Source organism: Candidatus Njordibacter sp. Uisw_056 (assembly GCF_047730085.1).
Lineage (GTDB): Bacteria > Pseudomonadota > Gammaproteobacteria > Pseudomonadales > Balneatricaceae > Njordibacter.
In genome coordinates this window covers 987,501-1,012,595 of sequence record NZ_CP159830.1, presented here as the reverse complement: position 1 = coordinate 1,012,595, position 25,095 = coordinate 987,501, and the positions used below count along the sequence as shown (strand labels likewise).

Annotated in this window: 20 protein-coding genes and 2 rRNA genes (1 of these 22 cut by a window edge); 10 read left to right on the top strand and 12 right to left on the bottom strand. The window is 45.6% G+C overall.

The genetic code is table 11. From position 1 onward, the window contains the following. The first annotated feature begins 124 nt into the window (after positions 1-124). From astA to gcvA, 5 genes are all read left to right on the top strand, one after another. A complete protein-coding gene (gene astA / locus ABXT60_RS04960; protein WP_443631641.1) occupies positions 125-1,171 on the top strand; it encodes an arginine N-succinyltransferase in 1,047 nt (348 codons plus the stop codon). Positions 1,172-1,189: 18 nt separating this feature from the next. Next, positions 1,190-2,869 (top strand): thiamine pyrophosphate-binding protein, encoded by a 1,680-nt coding sequence (locus ABXT60_RS04955; protein WP_443631640.1) that lies wholly within the window; start codon positions 1,190-1,192, stop codon positions 2,867-2,869. Between the two features lie 107 nt (positions 2,870-2,976). Continuing rightward, on the top strand, positions 2,977-3,405 hold the full coding sequence (locus ABXT60_RS04950; protein WP_443631639.1) for a GlcG/HbpS family heme-binding protein: 429 nt from the start codon (positions 2,977-2,979) through the stop codon (positions 3,403-3,405). Positions 3,406-3,449: 44 nt separating this feature from the next. Further along, positions 3,450-4,628 (top strand): M20 aminoacylase family protein, encoded by a 1,179-nt coding sequence (locus tag ABXT60_RS04945; RefSeq protein ID WP_443631638.1) that lies wholly within the window; start codon positions 3,450-3,452, stop codon positions 4,626-4,628. Positions 4,629-4,636: 8 nt separating this feature from the next. Beyond that, positions 4,637-5,515 carry a transcriptional regulator GcvA gene (gene gcvA / locus ABXT60_RS04940; protein WP_443631637.1) on the top strand — a complete coding sequence of 293 codons (879 nt, stop codon included), beginning with the start codon at positions 4,637-4,639 and terminating at the stop codon, positions 5,513-5,515. Positions 5,516-5,538: 23 nt separating this feature from the next. Here gcvA and ABXT60_RS04935 read toward each other — a convergent pair whose 3' ends face one another. Next, positions 5,539-7,107 (bottom strand): alkaline phosphatase family protein, encoded by a 1,569-nt coding sequence (locus tag ABXT60_RS04935; protein WP_443631636.1) that lies wholly within the window; start codon positions 7,105-7,107, stop codon positions 5,539-5,541. Positions 7,108-7,375: 268 nt separating this feature from the next. Here ABXT60_RS04935 and hisN point away from each other — a divergent pair, with 268 nt between their 5' ends. After that, positions 7,376-8,146 (top strand): histidinol-phosphatase, encoded by a 771-nt coding sequence (gene hisN / locus ABXT60_RS04930; protein ID WP_443631635.1) that lies wholly within the window; start codon positions 7,376-7,378, stop codon positions 8,144-8,146. 37 nt (positions 8,147-8,183) lie between these two features. Here hisN and ABXT60_RS04925 read toward each other — a convergent pair whose 3' ends face one another. The 8 genes from ABXT60_RS04925 to phnA form a co-directional block, all read right to left on the bottom strand. Further along, complete coding sequence (locus ABXT60_RS04925) at positions 8,184-9,179, bottom strand: ABC transporter ATP-binding protein (protein WP_443631634.1); 996 nt, start codon at positions 9,177-9,179, stop codon at positions 8,184-8,186. Then, on the bottom strand, positions 9,176-10,183 hold the full coding sequence (locus tag ABXT60_RS04920) for an ABC transporter ATP-binding protein (RefSeq protein WP_443631633.1): 1,008 nt from the start codon (positions 10,181-10,183) through the stop codon (positions 9,176-9,178). Before ABXT60_RS04920 ends, ABXT60_RS04925 begins: the two co-directional genes overlap by 4 nt. After that, positions 10,180-11,328, bottom strand: coding sequence for an ABC transporter permease (locus tag ABXT60_RS04915; protein ID WP_443631632.1), 1,149 nt, complete (start codon positions 11,326-11,328; stop codon positions 10,180-10,182). Before ABXT60_RS04915 ends, ABXT60_RS04920 begins: the two co-directional genes overlap by 4 nt. Before the next feature lie 5 nt (positions 11,329-11,333). Continuing rightward, positions 11,334-12,338, bottom strand: a complete 1,005-nt coding sequence (locus tag ABXT60_RS04910; RefSeq protein ID WP_443631631.1) for an ABC transporter permease — start codon at positions 12,336-12,338, stop codon at positions 11,334-11,336. 107 nt (positions 12,339-12,445) lie between these two features. Beyond that, positions 12,446-14,494, bottom strand: a complete 2,049-nt coding sequence (locus ABXT60_RS04905) for an ABC transporter substrate-binding protein (protein WP_443631630.1) — start codon at positions 14,492-14,494, stop codon at positions 12,446-12,448. 309 nt (positions 14,495-14,803) lie between these two features. Beyond that, entirely contained in the window at positions 14,804-15,928 is a 1,125-nt protein-coding gene (phnW, locus tag ABXT60_RS04900; RefSeq protein WP_443631629.1) for a 2-aminoethylphosphonate--pyruvate transaminase, read from the bottom strand. A gap of 42 nt (positions 15,929-15,970) precedes the next feature. Beyond that, positions 15,971-17,422 carry a phosphonoacetaldehyde dehydrogenase gene (gene phnY, locus ABXT60_RS04895; RefSeq protein WP_443631628.1) on the bottom strand — a complete coding sequence of 484 codons (1,452 nt, stop codon included), beginning with the start codon at positions 17,420-17,422 and terminating at the stop codon, positions 15,971-15,973. 12 nt (positions 17,423-17,434) lie between these two features. Then, positions 17,435-18,682 carry a phosphonoacetate hydrolase gene (gene phnA / locus ABXT60_RS04890; protein WP_443631627.1) on the bottom strand — a complete coding sequence of 416 codons (1,248 nt, stop codon included), beginning with the start codon at positions 18,680-18,682 and terminating at the stop codon, positions 17,435-17,437. A gap of 118 nt (positions 18,683-18,800) precedes the next feature. Between phnA and ABXT60_RS04885 the strand changes: the two genes are divergently transcribed. Next, positions 18,801-19,667, top strand: coding sequence for a LysR substrate-binding domain-containing protein (locus ABXT60_RS04885; protein WP_443631626.1), 867 nt, complete (start codon positions 18,801-18,803; stop codon positions 19,665-19,667). A gap of 76 nt (positions 19,668-19,743) precedes the next feature. Here ABXT60_RS04885 and ABXT60_RS04880 read toward each other — a convergent pair whose 3' ends face one another. Next, positions 19,744-20,556 carry an IclR family transcriptional regulator gene (locus ABXT60_RS04880; RefSeq protein WP_443631625.1) on the bottom strand — a complete coding sequence of 271 codons (813 nt, stop codon included), beginning with the start codon at positions 20,554-20,556 and terminating at the stop codon, positions 19,744-19,746. A gap of 272 nt (positions 20,557-20,828) precedes the next feature. On the opposite strand from ABXT60_RS04880, the gene bhcA reads away from it, so the two are divergent. The 3 genes from bhcA (at position 20,829) to ABXT60_RS04865 (ending at position 23,073) form a co-directional block, all read left to right on the top strand. Continuing rightward, positions 20,829-21,998 (top strand): L-aspartate--glyoxylate aminotransferase BhcA, encoded by a 1,170-nt coding sequence (gene bhcA, locus ABXT60_RS04875; protein WP_443631624.1) that lies wholly within the window; start codon positions 20,829-20,831, stop codon positions 21,996-21,998. Positions 21,999-22,127: 129 nt separating this feature from the next. Next, positions 22,128-22,484 carry a rhodanese-like domain-containing protein gene (locus ABXT60_RS04870; protein ID WP_443631623.1) on the top strand — a complete coding sequence of 119 codons (357 nt, stop codon included), beginning with the start codon at positions 22,128-22,130 and terminating at the stop codon, positions 22,482-22,484. Between the two features lie 4 nt (positions 22,485-22,488). Then, positions 22,489-23,073 (top strand): SAM-dependent methyltransferase, encoded by a 585-nt coding sequence (locus ABXT60_RS04865; protein ID WP_443631622.1) that lies wholly within the window; start codon positions 22,489-22,491, stop codon positions 23,071-23,073. A gap of 108 nt (positions 23,074-23,181) precedes the next feature. On the opposite strand, the gene rrf is transcribed toward ABXT60_RS04865, so the two are convergent. Together rrf and ABXT60_RS04855 are read right to left on the bottom strand one after the other, a co-directional pair. Next, positions 23,182-23,297 (bottom strand): 5S ribosomal RNA (gene rrf, locus ABXT60_RS04860). Positions 23,298-23,489: 192 nt separating this feature from the next. Further along, a 23S ribosomal RNA gene (locus ABXT60_RS04855) occupies positions 23,490-25,095 on the bottom strand; it runs 1,283 nt beyond the window's last position.

The following is a 25,095-nucleotide window of genomic DNA, read 5'->3' as shown; positions in this document are numbered from 1 at the left end:
CAGATCAATTCGTTTTAATCTATTTGCGAAGATTTATGGCGCATATATGCAAGTTAAACCTTGCTCTTAAATAGGTCACTCCCCGTATAATAAGGTCTTATTCGCTACTAATGGCTAGCTTACTATGTTGGTTGTTCGCCCTATTGGTCCACAAGACCAAGATGCCTTATATCAAATTGCGGTCGATTCTGGTGTAGGTTTTACCTCCTTACCCATTAACCGTGATGTTTTAAACGCAAAAATTGCCCACTCTGTGGCGTCTTTTGCCAAACCCGTGAGTCAACCCTATGACGAAGGTTACTTATTTGTCCTAGAAGATACCCTAACGGGTGAGGTGATCGGCACTACTGCTGTGGAAGCCAGTGTAGGCACTCGCACACCTTTTTACCATTATCACCGCCAAACTGTAGTCCATGCGTCACCTACCCTAGACGTACATAACAAAATGGAAGTGCTTACGTTGTGCAACCATTATACGGGTTGCGCCGAAGTGTGCACCTTGTTCTTACAAGAAGCACACCGCTGTGGCACCAACGGGCGCCTTTTGTCGAAAAGTCGTTTTTTGTTTATGGCTCAATTTGCTGAGCGATTTGGCACCAAAGTGATCGCAGAAATGCGGGGTGTTAATGATACCAGTGGTAACTCCCCTTTTTGGCATTGGTTAGGCACGCACTTTTTCTCTATGGAGTTTAAGCAGGCTGATTACCTAGTCGGCCTGGGTAACAAGGTATTTATTGCAGAGCTGATGCCTAAATACCCTCTTTACGTAAATCTACTTAGCCCTGAGGCCCAGGCAGTTATTAGCCATGTCCATGAAAAGACTCGGCCTGCTCTTCGATTATTAGAAAAAGAAGGTTTTCAGGATATGGGTTACGTGGATATTTTTGATGCAGGCCCAACAGTAGAAGCCCAGCTAAGAGATATAAGCTCGGTTAAAAACAGCGAAGTGCTACCCACTAAAATAGCCCAACCTAAACATGACGCAGAGTTGTTTTTAGTCAGTAACACAAAGCTAACAAATTTTCGCAGTAGTATTGTACCCGTATCGTTTGACGATCAGGGCAACGCAATTATTAGCCAAGAAACTGCTCGAGGCCTTGAGTTGCATCACCAAGACCTTTGCCGTTTAGTAGCCGTAAAGGCTTACTACAAAACTTTACAACGCCTGTAACTTTTAAAGGGAATATGTATGACTGTTGGTACTAAATCTGGTGGCGAACTAGTGGTCGATGCCCTAGAGGCCCACGGCGTTAAGCAACTATTTTGCGTGCCCGGCGAAAGCTACTTAGAAGTGCTGGATGCCCTGCACGACAGCACTATTAACGTGACTAGCGCTCGCCAAGAAGGTGGTGCTGCGATGATGGCAGAAGCGTGGGGCAAACTCCACGGAACGCCTGGTGTTTGTTTTGTCACAAGGGGCCCAGGTGCCACCAACGCCAGTGCTGGCATCCACGTGGCGCAGCAAGATTCCACACCCATGATTTTATTTATTGGTCAAATTAATAGTAAATTACGCCATCGAGAAGCATTTCAAGAAGTAGATTATGGCCAATTTTTGGGGTCTATGGCTAAGTGGGTTGCAGAAATAGATTCTGCAGATCGCATTACCGAAATGGTAAGCCGGGCATGGTCTATAGCCACCAGTGGTCGCCCAGGCCCAGTGGTACTAGTGTTGCCAGAAGACACTTTGGCTGGCACAGCAGAGAGCTTGGCCATTAGGCCTTTTAATACTTTAGAGACCTACCCTAGCCAGGACGATTTAAAGCGTATGGCTGAAATGACTGAGCATGCTGCAAACCCTATTTTAATATTAGGTGGTAGTCGTTGGTGCTCAGATTCAGTGGCAAAGGTAGAGGCCTTTGCAGAACGGTTTAAGGTGCCAGTGGCATGTTCATTTCGCCGCCAAATGTTGTTTAATCATCATCACCCCAACTACGCTGGCGACGTTGGTCTAGGCATAAACCCTAAGTTAAGTGCGGCTATAGCTAATGCAGACTTGGTTATTTTAATGGGCAGCCGCTTCTCAGAAGTACCCTCACAAAATTACCAACTGCTAGGGGTACAGGGGGCTAAACAACAGCTCATTCATATCCATGCCTGTGCAGAGGAATTGGGGCGGGTCTATCGTGCAGACCTTGCCATTCATGCCAGCCCTAAAGCATTAGCACAAGGCCTCGTTGAACTAACGGTTAGCCAAACGATAACGCAACGCCGCATAGATCACCTAATGCGTTGTCATAGCAACTACCAAGGCTGGTCTACCCTCCCAACTCAGACACACCCAGGTGAAGTACAAATGCCGGCTATCATGGCGCATCTTGCGGTAACTTTGCCATCTAATACAATTATAACCAACGGTGCAGGTAACTACGCCACGTGGATTCACCGCTTTTGGAAGTTTTCTGAATATGGCACCCAACTAGCACCAACAAGCGGTTCGATGGGCTATGGTTTACCTGCAGCTGTTGCGGCAAAAATAGCTTGCCCCAACACCCCTGTAGTGGCGTTTGCTGGTGACGGCTGTTTCCAAATGACCATGCAAGAATTTGGTACTGCAGTGCAAGAGCGCGCTGCTATTATTGTATTGGTGATCGACAATGGTATGTATGGCACTATTCGTATGCACCAAGAACGCCATTTTCCAAACCGCGTAAGCGCTACAGATTTAGTCAACCCAGACTTTTGCACACTAGCACAGGCCTATGATGCCTTTGCTGCCAAGGTTACAAAAAGTGCGCAGTTTCCTCAAGCTTTGAGTGAGGCCATGGCTGCTAAAAAGCCTGCTCTTATTCATATAAAGTTGGATCCGCAAGCCCTAACGCCAGATCAGACCCTCAATCAAATTCGTGACGACGCATTCGGTCTATAAATCATCAATTTAGTCATCTAATCGCGACTAAATTTGGGTAAAGGCTACTACCGGTAATACAACTCGGCTATGATGTACGAAATTTTACAACTTACCGGGAGCCTTTTATGGCCGAACTATCTTTAAGCCGCTCAAAGCGCATCATCAATGCTACTCTTGCCAAGGGTAAAGAACTTGGGTTTAAGCCATTATCTGTTGTGGTATTAGACTCAGGTGGCCATGTAAAGGCCTTTGAACGCCAAGATGGCGCTTCACCAGGTCGCTTTGCAATCGCCCAAGCCAAAGCTTACGGTGCTGTTATGCTTGGTATGCCTGGCAGTGCTCAAATGGCTAGGGCCGAAGCTCAACCTTACTTTATTGTTACCGCAAACGCTGCGTTAGATGGAAAAATGATTCCTGTTCCTGGTGGCGTGCTAATCCAAAACGAACGTGGCCAAATTATGGGTGCCTTGGGTGTCACTGGCGATACTTCAGATAACGATTTAACCGCTGCAGTTGCAGGTATTGAAAGTGTAGGCCTAGTGGCCAAAGGCTAACTATGGCATCATAAGTGCTCTAAAATGTCTATAAAAGCTCACCGATGACTCAACTCCTTCAAGCTTCAAAAGAACAGATGCAAACTTGGCGTCGTCACCTGCATCAGCACCCTGAAACTGAGTTCTCAGTTTTTGATACGGCTGCTTTTGTAATACAAAAACTCATTGAGTTTGGTCTTGTCGTGCATGAAGGTGTTGGCCAGATAGGTATCGTTGCTGAATTACGCAAGGGCACCTCTAGTAAGGCCATTGGATTAAGAGCCGACATGGATGCATTAGCCATTCAAGAGCTTAACGAGTTTTCTCATAGATCTCTTAATGATGGACGCATGCACGCCTGTGGTCATGACGGTCATACGACTATGTTGTTGGGTGCTGCCCAAGAATTGGCTCAACATGGAACGTTTGACGGTACAGTTTATTTTATATTCCAGCCCGATGAAGAACACGGCGCAGGCGCCCAAGCCATGATAGACGATGGGTTATTCGAACGTTTCCCCATGCAAGCCATTTATGGCCTTCATAACATGCCCGGCATGGCTGCGGGCCACATGTCGATGAATTCGGGTGGGGTAATGGCAAGTGAAGACAATTTTAAAATTGTCATTAAAGGCCGTGGCGGTCACGCTTCACAACCCCACCACCACATTGACCCGCTCGTTATTGGTGCCGAAATTTTGCTGGGGCTACAGACTATTGTTTCTCGCAGTATAAACCCAGAGCAACAAGCCGTAGTCTCCGCAACCGAGTTCATTACTGATGGTGCGGTTAATGTTATTCCAAGTACAGTTACCATCACAGGCGATTGCCGCAGTTTCTCTGAAGAGGTGCAAGATATTATTGAAGCTCGCATGGGGCAGCTGGTAGCAGGCATCTGTCAGGCCCACGGTGCTGAGCATGAATACACCTACGAGCGCGTATTCTGGGCCACCATTAACACAGCGAAGGAAACCCAAGCCGCAGGCAAAGCGGCGCTCTCTTTGCTGGGTGAAAAGTCGGTTGATTTAGCCTGCCGCCCTAAAACCATTTCTGAAGATTTTTCCAGTATGCTGCGCGTTAAAGATGGCTGCTACGCTTTTATAGGTAATGGCATTGATAGCGTAGGGGGCTGTATGTTACACAACCCCCACTATGATTTTAATGACGACATTCTAGAAACTGGCACGGCTTACTGGGTGACTTTAGTACAGCAAGAGTTAAATGCCGAAGCGGGTGTGGTGTGAATCGAAGAATGCCACCATTAAATGCGCTGAAAGCATTTGAGGCTGCCGCTCGGCATTTAAGCTTTACTGCCGCATCTGCAGAACTTAATGTAACCCAAGCAGCCATTAGTCACCAAGTTAGAACTCTAGAAAATTACCTGGGTTTAAACCTATTTAATCGTGCTCATCAGCGCCTAGCACTGACCAACGCAGGTAAGGCTTATTTACCTATGTTAACCACGTCGTTCGACTTAATAGGACAAGGTTACAAGGAAATTATTACTGATAAAACATCGACGCATCTTAATATTAAAGCCCCTTCGTCATTTTCCGTACAGTGGCTACTCCCAAGAATAGCGGATTACCAAAAGCAACACCCCAGTATTGATGTGCATTTGTCAGCCCAAGATAACGACATTGGTTTTTTCCCTGATGCCTTTGATATTGAAATTCGGTATTTACTGGAACCTTGCCTCAAAAGCGACAGTACGTTGCTATTTGCAGAAGAAATATTTCCAGTTTGCAGCCCAGAGTTGTTGGCAGGCCCCGAGCCTTTGTTGCAACCATCCGACTTAGCCAATCACAAATTATTGCACATTAACTTTTACCCAGAGGACTGGGCCATGTGGTTAGCCCATGCTGGCGTTATAGGTGTTAACTCTGAGTTAGGTCATCGTTTTGATCAGTCTATGCTCACTTTAAAATCGGCTATCCATGGGTCTGGCATTGCCCTGGCTAGGTCCCCTATCGTCAATCACAAACTTGCCAATGGCTCTTTAGTAGAACCTTTTAACATCCGTTTAACCAGCCAAGGTGGCTATTGGCTCACTACCAAATCTGACCTAACCACCTGTCCCCATGTGGCCGATTTTAAGCACTGGTTATTGCAACAGTGCCATATAAGTTAAACCACCAGTAGCCATGCTCCACGCTAACGTGGTTGCGTATTGCGATCTTTGGGCAAGCGCTCAGATGGACCATTTTCATGGAAAAGCCATCCCGTTAAACTTCGGTCTTCATTGCGCATATGCCAGTTAAGCATCTTTTGCGCATAAGTTAGGGTCACCCCAATGTAATCTGGGTGTTGGGCTAAGTTATTGAGTTCACCTGGGTCATTTTGTAGGTCAAACAACAGTGCGGGTAGCTGATTAAAGTGCACGTACTTATAATTATAGTCACGAATCACTGCTAAAGAACACTCATCTAAGGAAAGCCCAAAATGATGCTCGGGGTTGCCTTGTAATACATCACCAAAGTCATATTCCCAATGCACGCAAGTACGCCAAGCAAACTCAGACGTAGACTCAAGAAATGGCCTGAGACTAAAGCCATCACATTGCACCGGCGGTGTGGCGCCTAAAAGATCTAGTATGGTGGGCATTAGATCAATATTCTCACTAAACTTTGAGACCTGTGTACCGCGACTTTCATCCCATTTTGAACCTGGTGCACGAATAATCAAAGGAATGTGATAAGACTGGTCAAAAAAGCCTAATTTGCTTAATAGGTAATGGTCACCCAGCTGCTCTCCATGATCAGAGCTAAATACAATTAAAGTACTTTCCAATAAATTGCGCTTGGTTAAAAAATCTAATAAACGCCCCATTTGTGCGTCTACCTCGCTCATCATACCGTAGTAAGTGGCCTTAAGTTGCTGCAGGTCTTCGTCATTAATAGTGGGCAACAAAGACTCACCATAACTTGGCTGTTGGGCTAATTTTTCGTCAATTAAAAACTTAACATAAGGGTGTTGAGCCTGCTCCTGAGCCAGGCTATAGTGCCTTATTGGTGGCTCTGTCTGTGCAGGTTGATACATACTATGGTAAGGCTCAGGCACTAAAAATGGTGGATGAGGACGCAACCAAGACAGGTGTATGAAAAAGGCGTTACCCTCTTTCGAATCGATGTATTGCATTACTTTTTCATTAAGAAAGGCAGTTTCTGTGTGTTCAGCACCGTATGGTGCAGGCAGGTAACCTACGCCCCGCTTATCTTCCTTATGTTGATCATCAAACTGACGATAAACCTCACCACATAGATCATCTTCTGGGGTCGAGTAGCCTTTATCGGCTAACCACTGTACCCAAGCAAGTGGCGCTTCAGTTAACCCTTGCCCTAAGCTGTAACCGGGCAGTACCGTTTCATAGCTTGTAAGTCGGGGATCATTTTCGCCTAAGTCGCGTGGGTCAAGGGCAGTATCTGTATAACCAAATAAAACGGGGTCGAAACCACATTGCCGAGCTTCCTGGGCTATATTGGTGAACCGCCGATCCAGCGGAGTGCCATTATTGCAAACCCGATGATTTTTTAAATACATACCGGTATGTATTGATGCACGGGAGGGACTGCAAGGGGTAGATTGGGCATAATGTTGAGAAAATAGCACCCCAGACGCTGCTAATTTGTCTAGGTTAGGTGTTTTGACTACCGCATGACCCAAGGCCGAAAGACAACTTCCCCGCCATTGGTCAGCAGTAATAAACAATACGTTTTTAATCATGTTTAGTTGCACTCTAGATTGATGACCCTTAATGACGCAAAATATAAACCACAGTGTGTTATTGCGTAATCAAAAATTAATAATACTCATGATGAAATATACTAATAGGCACATAATTAGGCCCCTAAAACGGGCCTTTAATCGGCTTTTCTGCCACATATTACCTATTCTAATTTGAACCATAAGATATTTACGTTTGACCCTTCAAGAAAAAAAACAGACCCTATTACCAATTTATTAATAATGCGTCGTCAGTTGGCCAGCTACAATGATAAACCGTTTCTTAACTACTATTGAACAGGCTTTACAACAATCTAGGGAGACTATTAAACGCTATTATCGTCAACGCATTATAGTGGAGTCTAAAGCGGATGCCAGCCCAGTTACCGAAGCAGATCGTACTGTAGAAAGCCAAATTCGCCAAATTATCAGCCAACGTCACCCCGATCATGGGATTATTGGCGAAGAACACGGCTCCAAGCAAAATTTAGCTGCTTATAAGTGGGTCATAGACCCTATTGATGGTACTAAAAGTTTCATTTCAGGCATGCCAACTTTTGGCACTTTAATAGGCCTCACCCACCATAACCGGCCTAAATTAGGGGTGATTGACATGCCTATTCTTGATGAATGTTGGGTCGGCATTATGGGTGAAAAAACCACCCATAATGGAAAAACCTGTCACGTCTCACATGTTAAACAGTTGGCACAAGCCACTCTTTATTGCACGGAGCCTGAAATGTTTGATACGCCCCAGTTAGATAAATTTGAACAATTGAGTCGTTTAGTTTACCTGCGTCGTTTTGGTGGTGACTGCTATAGCTATGGTTTACTGGCTTCTGGGCAAATTGATTTGGTGGTGGAAGGCTCGTTACACTACTACGACATCATGGCGCTGATTCCTGTGGTAGAGGGAGCGGGTGGCGTTATTACAGACTGGCAAGGCAACATGTTAGAAGAGGGCTGGGATGGTCTTGTTGTAGCTGCAGCGACGCCTGAACTGCATCAAGCGGCCTTACATTTACTTAACTCGCATTAATTTTAACGACAGGCCCTTAGAGCCTGCATCTCACTTATTAAATCAATTCTTCCCAGCGATGACATGCCACATCATGTTCCTCCCCAATATTTTCTAGTTGAGGTTCGTCGCGCCGACAAATATCTATGGCTTGGGGACACCGGGTTTGAAACTTGCACCCAGGTGGCGGGTTAGTGGGTGATGGAATCTCCCCTTCTAATTTTTGGGCCAGGCTCTTTGCGTCTGGATCAAGAGAAGGAATAGCAGACAACAAGGCTTTAGTGTATGGATGGCGAGGGTTGTTAAATAATTCACGGGTAGGTGCTGTTTCTACCAACCGACCAAAATACATCACTGCCACGTGGTCACAGATGTGTGCAACAACACTAAGGTCATGGCTAATAAATAAAAATGTTAAGCCCATCTCCTGTTGAATCTCTTTCAACAAATTGAGCACATCCGCCTGAATAGACACGTCAAGTGCCGCAACACTTTCATCAGCAACCACAAATTTAGGTTCTGACACCAAAGCCCGTGCAATTGAGATGCGCTGCCTTTGTCCGCCAGAAAAAGCATGGGGAAACCGGCGCAAGTGTTCAAGGTTTAAGCGGCATTTGGTTGCAATTTCTCGCACTCTTCGGTCAGTTTCTTCCCTTGATGACGTCAGCTTCATAATTTCGAGGGGTTCTGCAATAATATCCCTTACGGTCATACGCGGGCTCAATGCTGCATAAGGGTCTTGGAATATTAATTGTGACCGAGTTCGGTAGTCTTTGAGTTCTTTAGCATCCATATTGGATAAGCTATAGTTAACTTCACCATCATTGAAATTAACAATACCACTGGTAATGGGCGCAGCTTTGAGCATCGCTCTGCCCAAGGTAGTTTTACCTGAACCCGACTCACCCACTAAACCAAAAAAGCTCCCTTTGGTGATGTTTAGAGTGACATTTTCAACTGCTCGCACAACGGGCTTTGGGCCAAACAGCTTACCTCCACTAATAGGGTAGTGAACAGACACATCGGTAGCAGAAATTAACGTATCTTGCTTCATTTTGAGGCTCCTTGCTGATCTTGCTGGTAGATGTGGCAAGCCACCATGTGGTCATGGGAAATAGGCGTAAACTTAGGCACATCAACGCTACACTGAGGACCCAAAAAGCTGCTGCAACGAGTACTAAAAACACAGCCATCTGGGCGTTCCAAGGGCGATGGTATATCTCCTGGAATAGGTGTTAATGGAGAATCTAGATCATCTAATCGAGGTAACGCCTTAATTAAACCCTGAGTATAGGGGTGAGACGGATTGCCAATAACCTGGCGCACAGGGCCTTTTTCAACCACTCGGCCAAGGTACATCACCGCAACCGTATCTGCAGTTTGGGCAATAACACCTAAATCGTGGGTAATAAACACAATGCCCATACCAAAATCTTTCACTAGATCCTTCATTAGATCTATGACTTGTGCCTGGATAGTCACATCTAGCGCTGTGGTCGGTTCGTCAGCAATGAGTAGCTTAGGGTTGGTAGATAGTGCCATGGCAATCATTGCCCTTTGGCGCATACCGCCAGACAACTCAAATGCATATTGCTTAAATCGGGTACTAGCATCAGAAATACCCACTCTATCAAGCATTTCTATAGACACTTCTTGTGCCTTAAGGGCACTCATACTTGTGTGGATCAATAACTGCTCCACCATTTGAGCACCAATAGTAATGGCTGGCGCAAAACTTGCCATGGGTTCTTGAAAAATCATGGAGATAGCACCGCCACGCACCACCTGTAATTCTTTGGCTGTCTGCAAGGACATGATGTCTACTGGGCCATTAGCCAAATGCAAAGTGATTTTACTATCTCCCCCATAGATCGAGTTACTCGCATTGAGTTTCATTAGGGCCTTAGCAGTCACTGATTTGCCAGAACCACTTTCGCCTACTAAACCCATAATTTCACCAGCTTCTAGGCTAAATGAAACATTATCAACAGCAGTTATACGACCTTCATCCGTATCGAAATCAAGGGTGAGGTTTTCTACATCAAGTAAACGGGTCATTTGTTAGTATCCGCGTAAGGGTCAGCAGCATCTCGTAAGCCATCACCAACAAAGACGAATGCTAGCACCAAAACAATAAAGAATATGACTGGAATAAAATACCACTGGTAGTTCAATAAGACGTCAGCACTAGTGACGTTTTGCAGCATTACCCCTAAGGAATTCACAGGATCTTTCAAACCCAGCCCAATAAAACTAAGCGCTGTTTCTGACAAGATCATATAGGGAAACGAAATGACCAAATCAACAATGATGTAACTGGTGAAACTGGGCAACAGGTGTCGTCGAATCACATGACTTGGCGAGGCTCCACACAGCTGTGCTGCCAGAACGTACTCTTGGTTTCGTTCGCTTAACAGGTGGGTACGGATGCGTCGTGCCAATGTTGTCCAACCAATCAGCCCAAGCACAAGTGAGATAAAGAAGAACCTTTCTTCAGAACTCCACGTGTCGGGGATAAATGCAGCCAATGCCATAAACAACGGAATGTTGGGAATGGTTCTTACCGTATCTGTTACCATTTGCAGAACAGAATCTATTTTCCCACCGTAGTACCCTGACACTCCACCAATAACCAAAGCCAAGAAAAACGCAATCAACACGCCTATTGTGCCCACTGCCATGGAGGTATTAATCGCCGTTAGCGTTCGAGAATATATATCCTTGCCTGTAGAATCCGTGCCAAAAATATGCACCATACCCTTATCCACACCAAACAAGTGCCGATCAAATTTTATTCCAAGGAAGGTGTACTCCATACCTCTGCTAAAAAAGGTCAGATAACGTCTGTCCTCTAGTTCAACTTTCTCTTCGCTCACCCAGCGAAAGTTAGTCTTGAATGAGCGGGATCGCTCATAGGTATAGACAAACGGCCTTACGGAGCAGCCATTATCATCACAAAAGGAAGGCACTTGAGGTGCACCGTTGAGGTAGCCCTTATCTCGGCCTGCAATGGTGGCATCATAAGGCGTCAAAAAAGGTGAAAATATACCAGAGAGAATCAGGATGATTAACACCCATGCGCCGGCCAAAGCAGATTTATTACGTTTAAATCTTTGCCAGATCAGCTGCCCTTGAGATGCGGTGAAATAGGCTTCTTTGAGCTGTTGATTGGTGGACGAGGCTGTATTTGTAATATTAGTCATGTCCATTATCCTACAATACTGCGGCGAATACGCGGATCAGTCAGCGCAAGAATGATGTCGGTCACAAAGTTGAGCGCCACAATACTCGCCGTCAACATAAAAATGATAGCCCCAGCAAGTTGTTGGTCGTTTGAGCGAGCCAGTGCCTCAATTAACAGAGAACCAGCCTCTGTGAGAGTTAGAATCAAGGCGACAATAGGCAACTCATTAAAGATACGGTTAAGGTCAAATCCTACCGAGTTAATAATAGGGCTCAGCGCATGCCGGGCTGGGTAGCGCATTAATAATCGACGGCCAGAAACCCCTCGCGCCGCTGCTGCAGTCACATAAAGCTTACCAATTTCATCTGACATTAAAGCCCGCACGGTTTGAATTGCAAATGCCGTTGCCGACCAACCAAGGATAAAGATGGGCAGCCAGGCATGGCCTAAAAAGTCCATCACACGATCTGTGGACCAGGCGGCATCTCGGTATTCCTTAGAAAATAACCCCGTCAAACTATCACCAAAGTAAACCGTAGAAAACAACATAATCATCAAGGCCAACAAAAAGTTAGGCAATGCCAAACCCAAGTAACTAACCAGACGTAAAGAGTTATTCAAAACCGCATTTTTAGACGTTGCGGCAATGATTCCAACAGGAATCGCAATGAGGTAAGCAAGCAATAAAGCAGATAGGCAAAGGCCAAGGCTCAGCCAAAATTTTTGCCCCAAAAGTTGTGCAATATCGACGCGGAGGATACAGCTATTGCCATATTCACCTTGAAAGGCGTTGATAATCCATGAGCCCCAGCGTTGAACATAGGGTTGATCTAGGCCTAAGCGTACACGCTCTATTTGGATATCTTCCGGTGTAATCACGGATCCTTGAGAGTTCTTAAATGCTACATACCGTTCGGCACAATCGCCTGGAACAAGTTCCATCAGAGTGAAGACTATAAATGACACCATCACAAGAGTGAGGATGGCTAGCATAGCTCTGACAGCGAAAAATTTGGAGAATTGCAACATGTTGGATTGTATCCCCGGAGAATTCGTTCGAGCTATGTTAGCTCGTTTATAAAAAAGCCGCGGGCAGAATAGACTACCCGCGGGGGTGTTATTTCAAAGTAACCGGGTTACTCGTCTAACCACCACTGTGTCGCACGGTACGGATAGGTCCGGTAGTACGCATAGGACTGAGTTTTGAAGTCAGCAAAGTTCTTCAGCTTATTACTGTGATAGATCGGTGCAACTGCTTTCACTGTACCAATGAACAGCAGGTTATCTACCACTGTATCAACCAAAGCTTTACCAATTGCGTTAGACTCGTCAGAGCCAGCAATTGCAGACTGGAAGGCATCAATACCCGCCATTGAGTCATAGACCCACTGAGGTGGTTTCACACCCGAAGCACCATCTGTATCAACATACTGCCCCCACAACATGCCTGATGTGTGGTTAAAGTAGTTGTCGAATGGTGGTTGAAACAGCTCCGAAATACCTAGGATAACAGCAAGTGGCTGACCCTTCGCGTAATAGGTAACATCAAGGCTGTTCGAAGACGCAGCAGAACGATACTCATCCGTTGTCACTTCTTTCACCGTATTGTTGATACCCACGTCACGCCAGTTTTGACCCGCAACCTCAACCAACTTGAGAGATCCACCCTGGGTAGCAATTTGCATATTCAGCACCAGCGTATCACCATTTGGCAATTCACGCATGCCATCACCATCTACGTCAAGCATACCCATTTCATCCAACAGAGCATTAGCCATATCTGGATCAAACTGTGCGTAAGATTGCTCAGTTTCTGCACTGATGAAACTAGGTGAAGGCGCGAATGCAGTATACTGCTGAGGTGCACCAAGACCGAAGTAGACCACTTCATTGATCTCCGCACGGTTCATTGCAACTGACATCGCCTGACGGAAACGGATATCACCAAACACTTTCCGTTTTTCCATATCTGCCGACGTCACATTGAACGAGAAGGTACTCATGGCAATTTCAGGTCTTAGGTCAACTGTGAAGTTGCCTTTTTCCTGGTTTTCAAGAAGTAGGGGCGCGTAATCTAAGTTCAGCGACTGAGCCTTATAGTCAACTTCGGAGTTAACTAGCTTCAAAAGACGAACTTCCCGCTCACCCACAAACAACTCATCCTGCTCATTGATGTATGGCAGCTGATTGCCCGCAGTATCAACCTGGAAGAAATAAGGATTAGCCACTAAGTGACGCCCTTCGGTATTTTCCCGGGTGATAATATGGCTTTCCAGAGTTGGCACTGTATCCGCAGGCAGACCTGCAACTAGATCAGGATGGGCCAGCATAGGTGTCGGAGTGTCCATCCAATCAGAGTTACCATAGTAACCTTTTATGGCAGCATAGCCGTTTTCAAAGCCATAGGACTGCGCAAGCGCGTCTGCACCAGAATTTACGTCTGGATGGAACTGACCAAGAAAGTGTTTAGGCTGAAAGCCCTGTGCATAGTGGTTGGCAAAGTGCGATAGCAAACCCGGTTTTGGGCTTGGGAGGTTAAATTGAATTGTTGTCGGGTTAACCACGACAAGGTCCATAACTTCACCACCAACAAGAACGTAATCCTTGGGTTTTTCACGAACGTTGCTGTCCGTAGCGATGTTGTCATACCAGAACTTAACATCTTCGGCAGTGAACGGTGCGCCGTCCGACCACTTGTGACCGTCGCGCAAGAAGAACGTCAACTGGGTGAAATCACTGTTCCATTGCCAACCTTTGGCAATCATCGGAACGATCGTTGTCAAATCGTCAGAATACCGCACCAGGTTGACATGGCGGGTTGACATAAAGTCAGAAGTGCCTGATTCCGTCGCGTTCGATAGCGCATCTAGCGTTCCACCGTAAGAACCAATGGAATCGTAAGGAGCTACTACCAATGGTTCTGAAGGCAGTCGCTTAGATAGTGGAGGCAATGAGCCATTACCCCTAATACGGGCATTGAGTGCAGCCGCTTGTGGATTACCATTAAAGGACATGGTACAGCTGCCGATTGATTCGAATTCAACTAACTCATATTGCTGCGGAAAAGCACCTTGGCCAATACCCATGGGATCAGCCACAGTGACAGGCGGGCAACTGGCCGCAGTTGCAGCACTACTCACTACTAAAGCAAGCAAGGTAGCTACAGGATAAATGAAAGTCTTCATAGTTATTCCTCTACACGTTATTATTATAAAAAGTCATTAAGCCAAGTTATGTTCGGCATTAATGTGACAAGTTTATTGTGCCAAAACAATATGACAGCAATATGTCAAAGTAGCAATAAGGGATTGTTAACAACCCATCAAAGTTGAAATGCCATTAATATAGTGCTGGCATTGCCTGCTTACTTGATACCTTTTAGGCGCATCCTGCGCCCCTGGTTAGGTTGCCAGTCATCTTTCGTACAGTCCATAATTTAATTGAACGAATACAAAACTGCAATTGGAATTTAATAATATCTCTGATGAATTAAACTAATCAGTATTCCAATACATCGAGGTTTCAACTGCCTCTATAAATTTATCTATGTCACTTGGCCATACGTCGCCTATGGTGCCAATGCGAAAACAGTCTGCTTGAGACACCTTACCTGGGTAGATCACAAAGCCTTTTTCCTTGAGCACTTCATAAAAGGTATTAAAGTTATAATTAGGGTGTTGAGGGTTATGAAACGAGGTGATGATAGACGATTGCAGTTTGGCATCTAACAAGGGTTTAAACCCTAAGCGCAGCATCCCCGTGACTAAGGTGGTTTGGTTTTCACTGTAACGGTGTTGTCTTGCGGCAATCCCTCCTTCTCCATCGAGCTCTTTTAGAGCTTCCGCGAAGGCTCGCACTACATGCGTAGGTGAGGTAAAACGCCACTTGCCTTGATTATCTTCCATGCATCGCCATTGGTCGTATAAATCTAAGCTAACAGAACGTGATAGACCCTTTATGGCAGTCATACTTGTATAGTTAGCGAGTACAAAACCAAACCCGGGAACACCTTGAATACACTTGTTGGCGCTGCTAACCAAGAAATCAATGTGTAGCTCTGCCATGTCGATAGCGGTACCACCAAAGCTACTCATAGCATCAACAATGTATACCTTATTATGTTTTTGAGTAACTTCGCCTATGGCTTTGAGCGGATTAAGCATGCCCGTGGTCGTTTCACAGTGAACCATAGCCACATGACTAATCTGTGGATCTTCTCGTAAAACTTTGTCCAGTGCCTGTGGGTCTGCATCAGCTAATTCGCCACTGTCGATTACCACTGTGCTAATGCCTAATTTATTAGCAATTTGATCAATTCTACGTCCGTACTCACCATTAACTAAAACCACTAGCTTTCCATCTACAGGGATCACAGAGCCAATAGTTGACTCCACGCTAAAGGTACCACTGCCCTGCATCAAGGTGGCTGTATAGCCAGGCTGAGACGTCGCTAAGTTGACCAATTGGTTACGGATCTGCTGCACTATTTGATTGTAATCCTTGTCCCAAGTACACCAATCTCGCAGCATTTGCCGCTTTACCCTGTGGGTCGTAGACAGTGGCCCCGGGGTTAACAACAAATATGGATTTACAACTTTATTAAGGTCTGTACCCTGCATAAATAGACTCCAAACTAGGCCAACAACGGCTTAGTAATTTGATCACCAAGGTAATGAATAGGTTTTTAGGTTGGTGTAGCTCTTCATGGCTTCGATCACACCTTCTTTGTAACCCATGCCAGAGTCTTTAATACCGCCAAATGGCGACATTTCTATGCGGTAACCTGGCACCTCCCAAATATTGACGGTGCCGGTATCAAGCTCTTCAATAAACCGCTGAATATAGTCCCAGCGATTGGTGCACACACCGTCTGACAAACCAAACGCTGTTGAGTTGGCCACTGCGATAGCTTCATCAATATCTTTTACTCGAATCACTGGGATGGGTGGCCCAAAGGTTTCTTCTTGCACTAACTCACAGGTATAGGGCACATTGTCCAACACAGTAGGCGAGTACAGAGCACCTTGCCTATCGTTACCGTAAAGCAACTGTGCACCCTTATCGACGGCATCAAGAACCCTTTTTTGAAACAACTTAGCTGAGGCTTCGCTGATTACAGTGCCAAGATCTGTGTCGGGATCCATGGGGTCACCATATTTTATTTTGCGCGCTTTTTGCACTAATAGTGACACAAACTCATCAGCTACTGAGTCGATACAAATAATACGTTTAACCGCAGTGCAGCGTTGTCCTGAGTTTTTTGTCGCTCCCGCTACAGCAAGCTCAGCCGCTTTATCTAAGTCTGCATCTTCCATAACAATCAAAGGTGAATTGCCACCTAGTTCGAGCACATGGCGCTTGTACCCAGCTGTTTTAGCAATGTGTTTACCCACAGGAACACCGCCAGTAAAGGTAATTAGTTCTATGTGCTCGTTGGTAATCATTTCGTCACCAATATCTTCTGGTAGGCCTGTAACCATGGATAACATTTCTACTGGCAAACCCGCTTCATAAAGAATATCGGCCAACAACAAAGGCGTCAAAGGCGTTAGTTCTGTGGGTTTACACACGACACAGTTATTGGTTGCAATGGCTGGTGCAATCTTATGCGCCACCATATTAAGTGGATGGTTAAATGGTGTAATGGCAGAAATGACTCTTAACGGCTGACGCAAAGTGAATATTTTTCGTTTCTTACCATGGGGCGTTAGGTCACACGAAAAAACTTGGCTATCATCCTGAATACACATTTGGCCAGCCAGCATAAACACATCATAAGCCCGCCCTACTTCATACAAAGAGTCTTTTTTGCAGAGCCCAGTTTCAAGTGTGATGAGGTCAGAGATTTCATCTTTTCTGGCATCCAGTGCTACCGCTGTTCGAAATAATATCTGTTGCCGTTCATAGCGTGTCAATTCAGATTTGTAGGCTGCACCTATAGCAAAGGCTTCAGCAACTTGGGCTCTGCTGGCCCTAGGTACCGTTCCAATAACCTGGTTTGTGTATGGGTAATGCACATCTAGGGTTTTACCCGTATCACCAGATACTTTACGACCTGCAATGCGCATGAGTTCCTGGCGTACTTCGGGTAAAGCTCGGTTAATCATATTCATTTTCTTTGGCTCCTAGCCGTGCACATGGTTAAGCACGACATTATATATATCAAAATTACGTAGGCGTTTATCAGCATCGATGCCACTCACAGTTTGGCTAACAATCAAAGGGACGCATTGTTCTGAAATACCTCCATGAGAACGCAAAGGAACATCTAAACCAGATAGATCATGACGCTCAGAAGTGGTGCCTAATACCTTGTTTATACTACTGACAACAATCACATCACCCATTCGGTCAGTCGGCAAACCAAACTTCTCACAGCCTGCGGCATTGTCAAAGGCCCCTTCAATACCCTCCATAGCCTGCAAATGAGCCAATACTTTGGCTCTATGTTCTGGCTTAAGGTAAACCGTAGCAAAGGAGCCCAACGCACCATGGTGCACTACATAAGGATCAGTAATAGGCAATATCACCCTGGTTTCATTAACACCCAACATGGCATCTAATTCAGTTTGTAAATAGATCACATCTGGATCACCGTCTACGCCATGTTTCACATTCATGCCATGATCAGCAGTGAGGGCAATACGAGCACCCAAGGCCTCTAGTTGAGCAAAATAACCATCCATCATTGCATAAAATGCATTAGCGCCATCGCTACCTGGCGCAAATTTATGCTGAATATAATCCGTGGTCGACAAATACATAATGTCTGGCCGCATAGTGTCCATTAACTTCACACCTGCGGCAAAAATAAATTCAGACAAGTCAGCACTGTAGACCGAGGGAACTGGCTTACCCACAAGCTCAACAACGCCATCAATACCATGATCGGAAAGTGTTGCTAAGTCGGCCTTTTCTGAAGAAAAACAGACCCCAGTGCCATCACCAAATGTTAGGCCATGGCCTAACATTTTGCGTAACTTATCTTTAGCAGTGACGATAGCCACCTTCGCTCCAGCGTGTTGAAAGGCACTAAACAAGGTTCCTACACGGAGCAGGTGTGGCTCATTCATCATCACTTCACGATCATTTTCTGAGTCGTAATAAAAGTTGCCACAGATGCCATGCACAGAAGGTTCCACACCCGTGGCAATTGACATGTTGTTGGGGTTGGTAAAGCTTGGCACCACACAATCGCAACGTAAGTCTGATCCTTGACTATTAATTATTTTTTCTGTCCAAGGCATTACCCCTGCCTTAACCGCTTCTTCAATATAGGCGGGTTCTGACCCATCAATACATACCGCTACCACAGGCCTATCAGGCCATTTATAAACACGACCATTTACTTCAATTTGTTGTCTAGTTGTCATGAACTTTTCTCTATAAAATAATCTTAAAACATAAACTCAGGATTTTGGCTATTCCAAACAGTGTAAAAGACAGGCAATATAAAGATCAAATCGATATTTTGTATAATTAATATAGGTATTGTCTATCAATTATTCTCACTTAAAAGCTTTTCATGCAGTTGCAACTCAAGGCAGCTTTACCAAAGCAGCAGCCAGCCTGCATCTAACCCAACCTACCTTGTCAGACCACGTGAGCGCTTTAGAAGAACGTTACGCTGTTAAATTATTCAAACGCCATGGCAGGGGTGTTATTCTCACTGCTATGGGGCGTTCGCTGCTGGAGCTCACACGGCGACAATACGCCATGGAAGTGGAAACCAAACAATTATTGTCTAGCTCTCAAGGCATGTTAAGTGGGCAATTACGTATTGCTGCAGACAGCCCTTTTTTAATAATGCCCTTGGTAAAAGAATTTTCGAGTCAGCATCCAGGCATTAGATTGGGTATGAATTTTGGCAATACCCAATGGGTTATTAAACAGCTGCTTGAAGGTCAGGTAGATATTGGCATTATGCCGGAACCTGGCCATGATGCGCGTTTGATCTCCATTCCCTTTCGCAAAGATGACATTATTTTTTTTGTCGGCAAAGGCCACCCTTGGGCAAAACGTCGCAATGTAGCACTCGCTGAAATTGAAGATCAACGACTTATTATTCGTGAGGCAGGTTCTTATACGCGTTTATTGTTTGAACAAGAGTTACATCGCCAAACAATTGTCAGCCAACACGTATTGGAAATTGGCAGCAGCGAGGGCCTGCGTGAGGCTGTGGCACTTGGGCTAGGTGTGGGCATTATACAAGCAGGCGAATTAACCTTAGACAACCGCATACAACCGGTGTTTATCCGCGATACTAAACTGCAAGTAATAGAGCATTTGGTGTGCTTAAAAGAAGCTAAAATGGTTCCTATTATTAAGGCATTTATCGATAAAATAACACCACTATAAGTTAGCATTGGGACAAATACTATGATGCTAGGTAATGTCTTAATTAGTCATTAATTAGGCCTTAGTGCCACCCAAGCTAAACCTTACCGCCCAAGGTTAAGGTCACTTGATCAGCTGCTGCCTTCACCTTAAACCCAATCACTGCCACCTGTAGTGGGTTAAATCGCACACTAGGTCCCGATACAGAAATACCTCCTACAAGGTCACCCTGCGCATTGCGGATTGCGGCACCTACGCAGCTCATGCCTTCATAACGCTCTTCTTGATCATAAGACCAGCCTCTATTGGCTGTAGCTTTGAGGTCGGCATAAAGTTCTGCGGGAGTAGATAGGGTCTGAGGTGTATATTGAGGTAGCCCTGCACTTTGTAATAATAACTCCAGCTTACGTTTTGGCATTTGTGCTAACAAGGCTTTACCAATGCCTGAAGCATGCATTAAGGCTCGCGTGCCTGCACTAAAAAAAGCTCTAACTGGGTTTATCGTTTCTACTTGCGCCACAAATACCACTTCCGCTTTATCCATTACGGCTAAGTTAGCGGTCTCACCTGTGGCTTGCATTAAGTTGCGCAGTGGCTCACGCGCTGCGTCAAGAAAATTAGTTCTGGTCAAGTAGGCGCTACCCACACGAAACGCTTCAATACCCACTTGCCAAAGTTGGGTGTTCTCATCGAAGTCCACAAAGTCATGTTGCTGCAGTGTCATTAGCAAACGATGGGCGCTAGACGCTGGCATACCAACCTGCACAGCCAAGTCACTTAAACTCACAGCACTATTTTGCGCTAATGCTTGCAGCAAAAATATACCTCTCTCTAAGGCTTGAACTGTTAATACATTAGCCAGTGAGGGTTCTGATCTTGGCCGCCCACGACCACGCTTAACTTCAATCACACTTATCTCCTATGTAAATACTAGAGTCGAGGCCTTTACCAGACCCAAGCCTGTGAGCCACATACTGTGCACACCTTACTAAATAAACAATAAACAAAGCAAAATTAATTTTCCATTTTTAATAAAAAATATAAAATGAAATAATTTAATTACCTATTTTTCAATAACTTAATTGTATTAAAGGCGTTATGGATTTATTTTCCAAAAAAATTGTTTAATCCAATAGTTATAGTCAAAATGGAGGTCCAATAAAAGTCAAAGAGGACGTTAATATGCAACATCAAAATCCCATATTTATTCCTGGCCCAACTAACACCCCTGATGTGTTAAAAGCTGCGATGAACATCAGTAACTTTGATCACCGTGCCCCAGACTTTGCAGATGACTATATCCCATTACTTAACGACCTGAAAAAAGTGTTTAACACTGAAATAGGCCAAGTGCTGATCTTTTCTGCTACTGGAACTGGTGGCTGGGAAGGTGCTATAAGCAATACACTGAGTGCAGGAGACAAGGTTCTCATCGCCCGTTATGGCATGTTCAGCCAACGTTGGATTGACCTATGCCAGCGCTTTGGCTTAGATGTTGAGGTAATTGAGTGTGAATGGGGAACAGGTGCCCCCGTTGACGAGTTCGCCCGTCGTTTAAACGCCGACCAACAAGGTGACATCAAAGCGGTGTTAGTCACTCACAATGAAACAGCTACTGCGGTGAAAAGTGATGTACATGGGGTACGCCAAGCTATCGATAATGCCAACCATAGCGCTTTGTTAATGGTAGACGCTGTAAGTTCGCTAGCCAGCATGGACTTCCAAATGGATGCTTGGGGTGTAGATATTGCAATTACTGGCGCCCAAAAGGGCTTTATGCTGAACACTGGTCTTGCCATCGTAGGGGTAAGTCCTAAAGCCATGGCAGCCACACATACGGCAACCTTACCACGCTGTTTCTTTGATTTTAACGACATGGCTAATGCCAATAAAATTGGTAGCTACCCTTACACACCGCCAGTACAGCTATTTAATGGATTGAGAGCTAGCGTTAGCCTATTACTTAACGAAGGCATGTCTAACGTATACGCCCGCCACCATCGCATTGCAGAAGGGGTGAGAGCCGCCGTTAAGGCATGGGGGCTAGACCTATGTGCCCAAAGCCCGGAACTTTATTCTGACACTGTAACAGCCATTATGGTGCCTAAAGGCAAAGATTCTAATTTAATTACCCAGCATGCCTATAACGCTTATGGGGTATCTTTTGGCGGCGGCTTAGGAGAAATGGCTGGCAAGCTTTTCCGTATAGGTCACTTAGGCGCAATGACCGATGTGATGGCATTGTCTGGTATCGCCACCGCAGAGATGGTGATGGTAGACCTGGGATATGACATTGTATTAGGTTCTGGAGTTGCAGCGGCGCAGAGCGTTTATCAGCGTGGCGTGAATTAACCCAGCTACTAATAGTAACCAGGTCTGTGATTAGAGTGGCTGTCCTAAGCAGCTACTCTAATCACAGACTTGTTATTTTAATTAGTTTTAGCTAATATTAAAAATTAGATACAACTGATGAGATAACGAATGGCTTACACTGAAAAATTTCAAACCCTGTCAGATCAGGCAATGGCTCGCGTTGACGCAGTGGAACCTAGCCAGGTTGATACACTCGTTGGTGCAGGGGCTATTTTACTCGACATCCGTGACCAAGAAGAACACGAAAAATCCAACATTATCGGTTCAATCAACCTCAGTCGAGGTCGGTTAGAAATGAACATTGAAGGCATCATTCCCAACTTAAACACCACTATCATTTGTTATTGCAACGCTAATAACCGAGGCGCGTTATCTGCAGCCGCCTTGCGAGACATGGGTTATAATAACGCGATGTTTATTAGCGGTGGCAGAATGGCCTATCGCGCTTTAACGAAGGAATCATAAGTTTATGTGGGATCAACGTTACGCAAATAAAGACTACTTATTTGGCACTGAACCTAATGAGTTCTTGCAGGACAATGTTGCCCTACTTCGCAGTAAAAAGGTTTTGTGTCTAGCTGATGGAGAAGGCAGGAACTCTGTTTACTTGGCAGGTTTAGGCTACGATGTTACAGCGGTAGATAGCTCTAAAGTAGGTTTAGAAAAAGCCCAACAACTTGCCAAAGCTAAAGGTGTAACAATTACTACTGTGCACGCAGATTTAGCAGACTATGACTTAGGCACAGAGCAGTGGAATGGCATTGTTTCCATTTTTTGCCATCTACCCCCTCAACTACGCCAGGAGCTCCACAAAAAAATATACCCAGCCCTAATCACTGGCGGCGTTTTGCTGCTAGAGGCTTACACTCCCAAACAACTTGAACTTAAAACAGGTGGCCCTCCAGTGGCCGCGCTGACAATGCAAAGTGCGCAGCTCATTACTGAGCTTATCCCCTTGCGTCTTGACCTTAACCAAGAAATGATTCGTGATGTGTATGAGGGTAGTGGCCATACTGGTAAGGGAGCAGTCGTCCAAGTAATTGGTGTGCGTTAAATCGTTATGCGTCTGAAACACACACCTAATTAATTATTTACTTTTCTACGCGCAATAAAAAACCCCTAGTCTGATTAAGGCTAGGGGTTTTTTAGTACTGAATGAGGTGCTTGGCGATGACCTACTCTCACATGGGGAAACCCCACACTACCATCGGCGCTAAAACGTTTCACTTCTGAGTTCGGAATGGGGTCAGGTGGTTCCATCTCGCTATGGTCGCCAAGCAATAAAAAGGTGAATGAAGATCGTTAAATCGCCATCCTTGAATTTGTGATATGTCTTCGTTTAGGTATTACACAACTTGCGCTTACCGAGGGCTTACCCATCGTACTTCTATCGTAAACTTAATTGTTTGTACTTCATAATCACACACTCTCATGCGTTCATATTAGCTTGTACAACGCTTTTGGCGTTATATGGTCAAGCCTCACGAGCAATTAGTATTGGTTAGCTCAACACGTTACCGCGCTTACACACCCAACCTATCAACGTCCTAGTCTTGAACGGCTCTTTAGGGAGTTAAACTCCTGTGAGATCTCATCTTGAAGGGGGCTTCCCGCTTAGATGCTTTCAGCGGTTATCCTGTCCGAACGTAGCTACCCGGCAATGCCACTGGCGTGACAACCGGAACACCAGAGGTTCGTTCACTCCGGTCCTCTCGTACTAGGAGCAACTCTTCTCAAATCTCAAACGTCCACGGCAGATAGGGACCGAACTGTCTCACGACGTTCTAAACCCAGCTCGCGTACCACTTTAAATGGCGAACAGCCATACCCTTGGGACCGGCTTCAGCCCCAGGATGTGATGAGCCGACATCGAGGTGCCAAACACCGCCGTCGATGTGAACTCTTGGGCGGTATCAGCCTGTTATCCCCGGAGTACCTTTTATCCGTTGAGCGATGGCCCTTCCATTCAGAACCACCGGATCACTATGACCTACTTTCGTATCTGCTCGACGCGTCTGTCTCGCAGTTAAGCATGCTTATGCCATTGCACTAACCTCATGATTTCCGACCATGATTAGCATACCTTCGTGCTCCTCCGTTACTCTTTGGGAGGAGACCGCCCCAGTCAAACTACCCACCACACAGTGTCCTCGATCCGGATTACGGACCTGAGTTAGAACCTCAAACATACCAGGGTGGTATTTCAAGTTTGGCTCCACGATGACTAGCGTCACCGCTTCAAAGCCTCCCACCTATCCTACACAAATAGGTTCAAAGTTCACTGTGAAGCTATAGTAAAGGTTCACGGGGTCTTTCCGTCTAGCCGCGGATACACTGCATCTTAACAGCGATTTCAATTTCACTGAGTCTCGGGTGGAGACAGTGTGGCCGTCGTTACGCCATTCGTGCAGGTCGGAACTTACCCGACAAGGAATTTCGCTACCTTAGGACCGTTATAGTTACGGCCGCCGTTTACCGGGGCTTCGATCAAAAGCTTCGCTTGCGCTAACCTCATCAATTAACCTTCCGGCACCGGGCAGGCGTCACACCGTATACGTCCACTTTCGTGTTTGCACAGTGCTGTGTTTTTAATAAACAGTCGCAGCCACCTGGTATCTTCGGCCGCCATCAGCTTAGGGAGCAAGTCCCATCACCAACAGCGGCGTACCTTCTCCCGAAGTTACGGTACCATTTTGCCTAGTTCCTTCACCCGAGTTCTCTCAAGCGCCTTGGTATTCTCTACCTGACCACCTGTGTCGGTTTGGGGTACGGTCACTCAATATCTGATGCTTAGAAGCTTTTCCTGGAAGCATGGCATCAACCACTTCAGTCCTAATGGACCTCGTCATCACGCCTCAGCCTTAAAGAATCCCGGATTTTCCTAAGATTCAAGCCTACACGCTTAAACGCGGACAACCAACGCCGCGCTGGACTAGCCTTCTCCGTCCCTCCTTCGCAATATTGAGTGGTGCAGGAATATTAACCTGCTTTCCATCGACTACGCTCTTCAGCCTCGCCTTAGGTGCCGACTCACCCTACCCTGATTAGCATTGGATAGGAAACCTTGGTCTTCCGG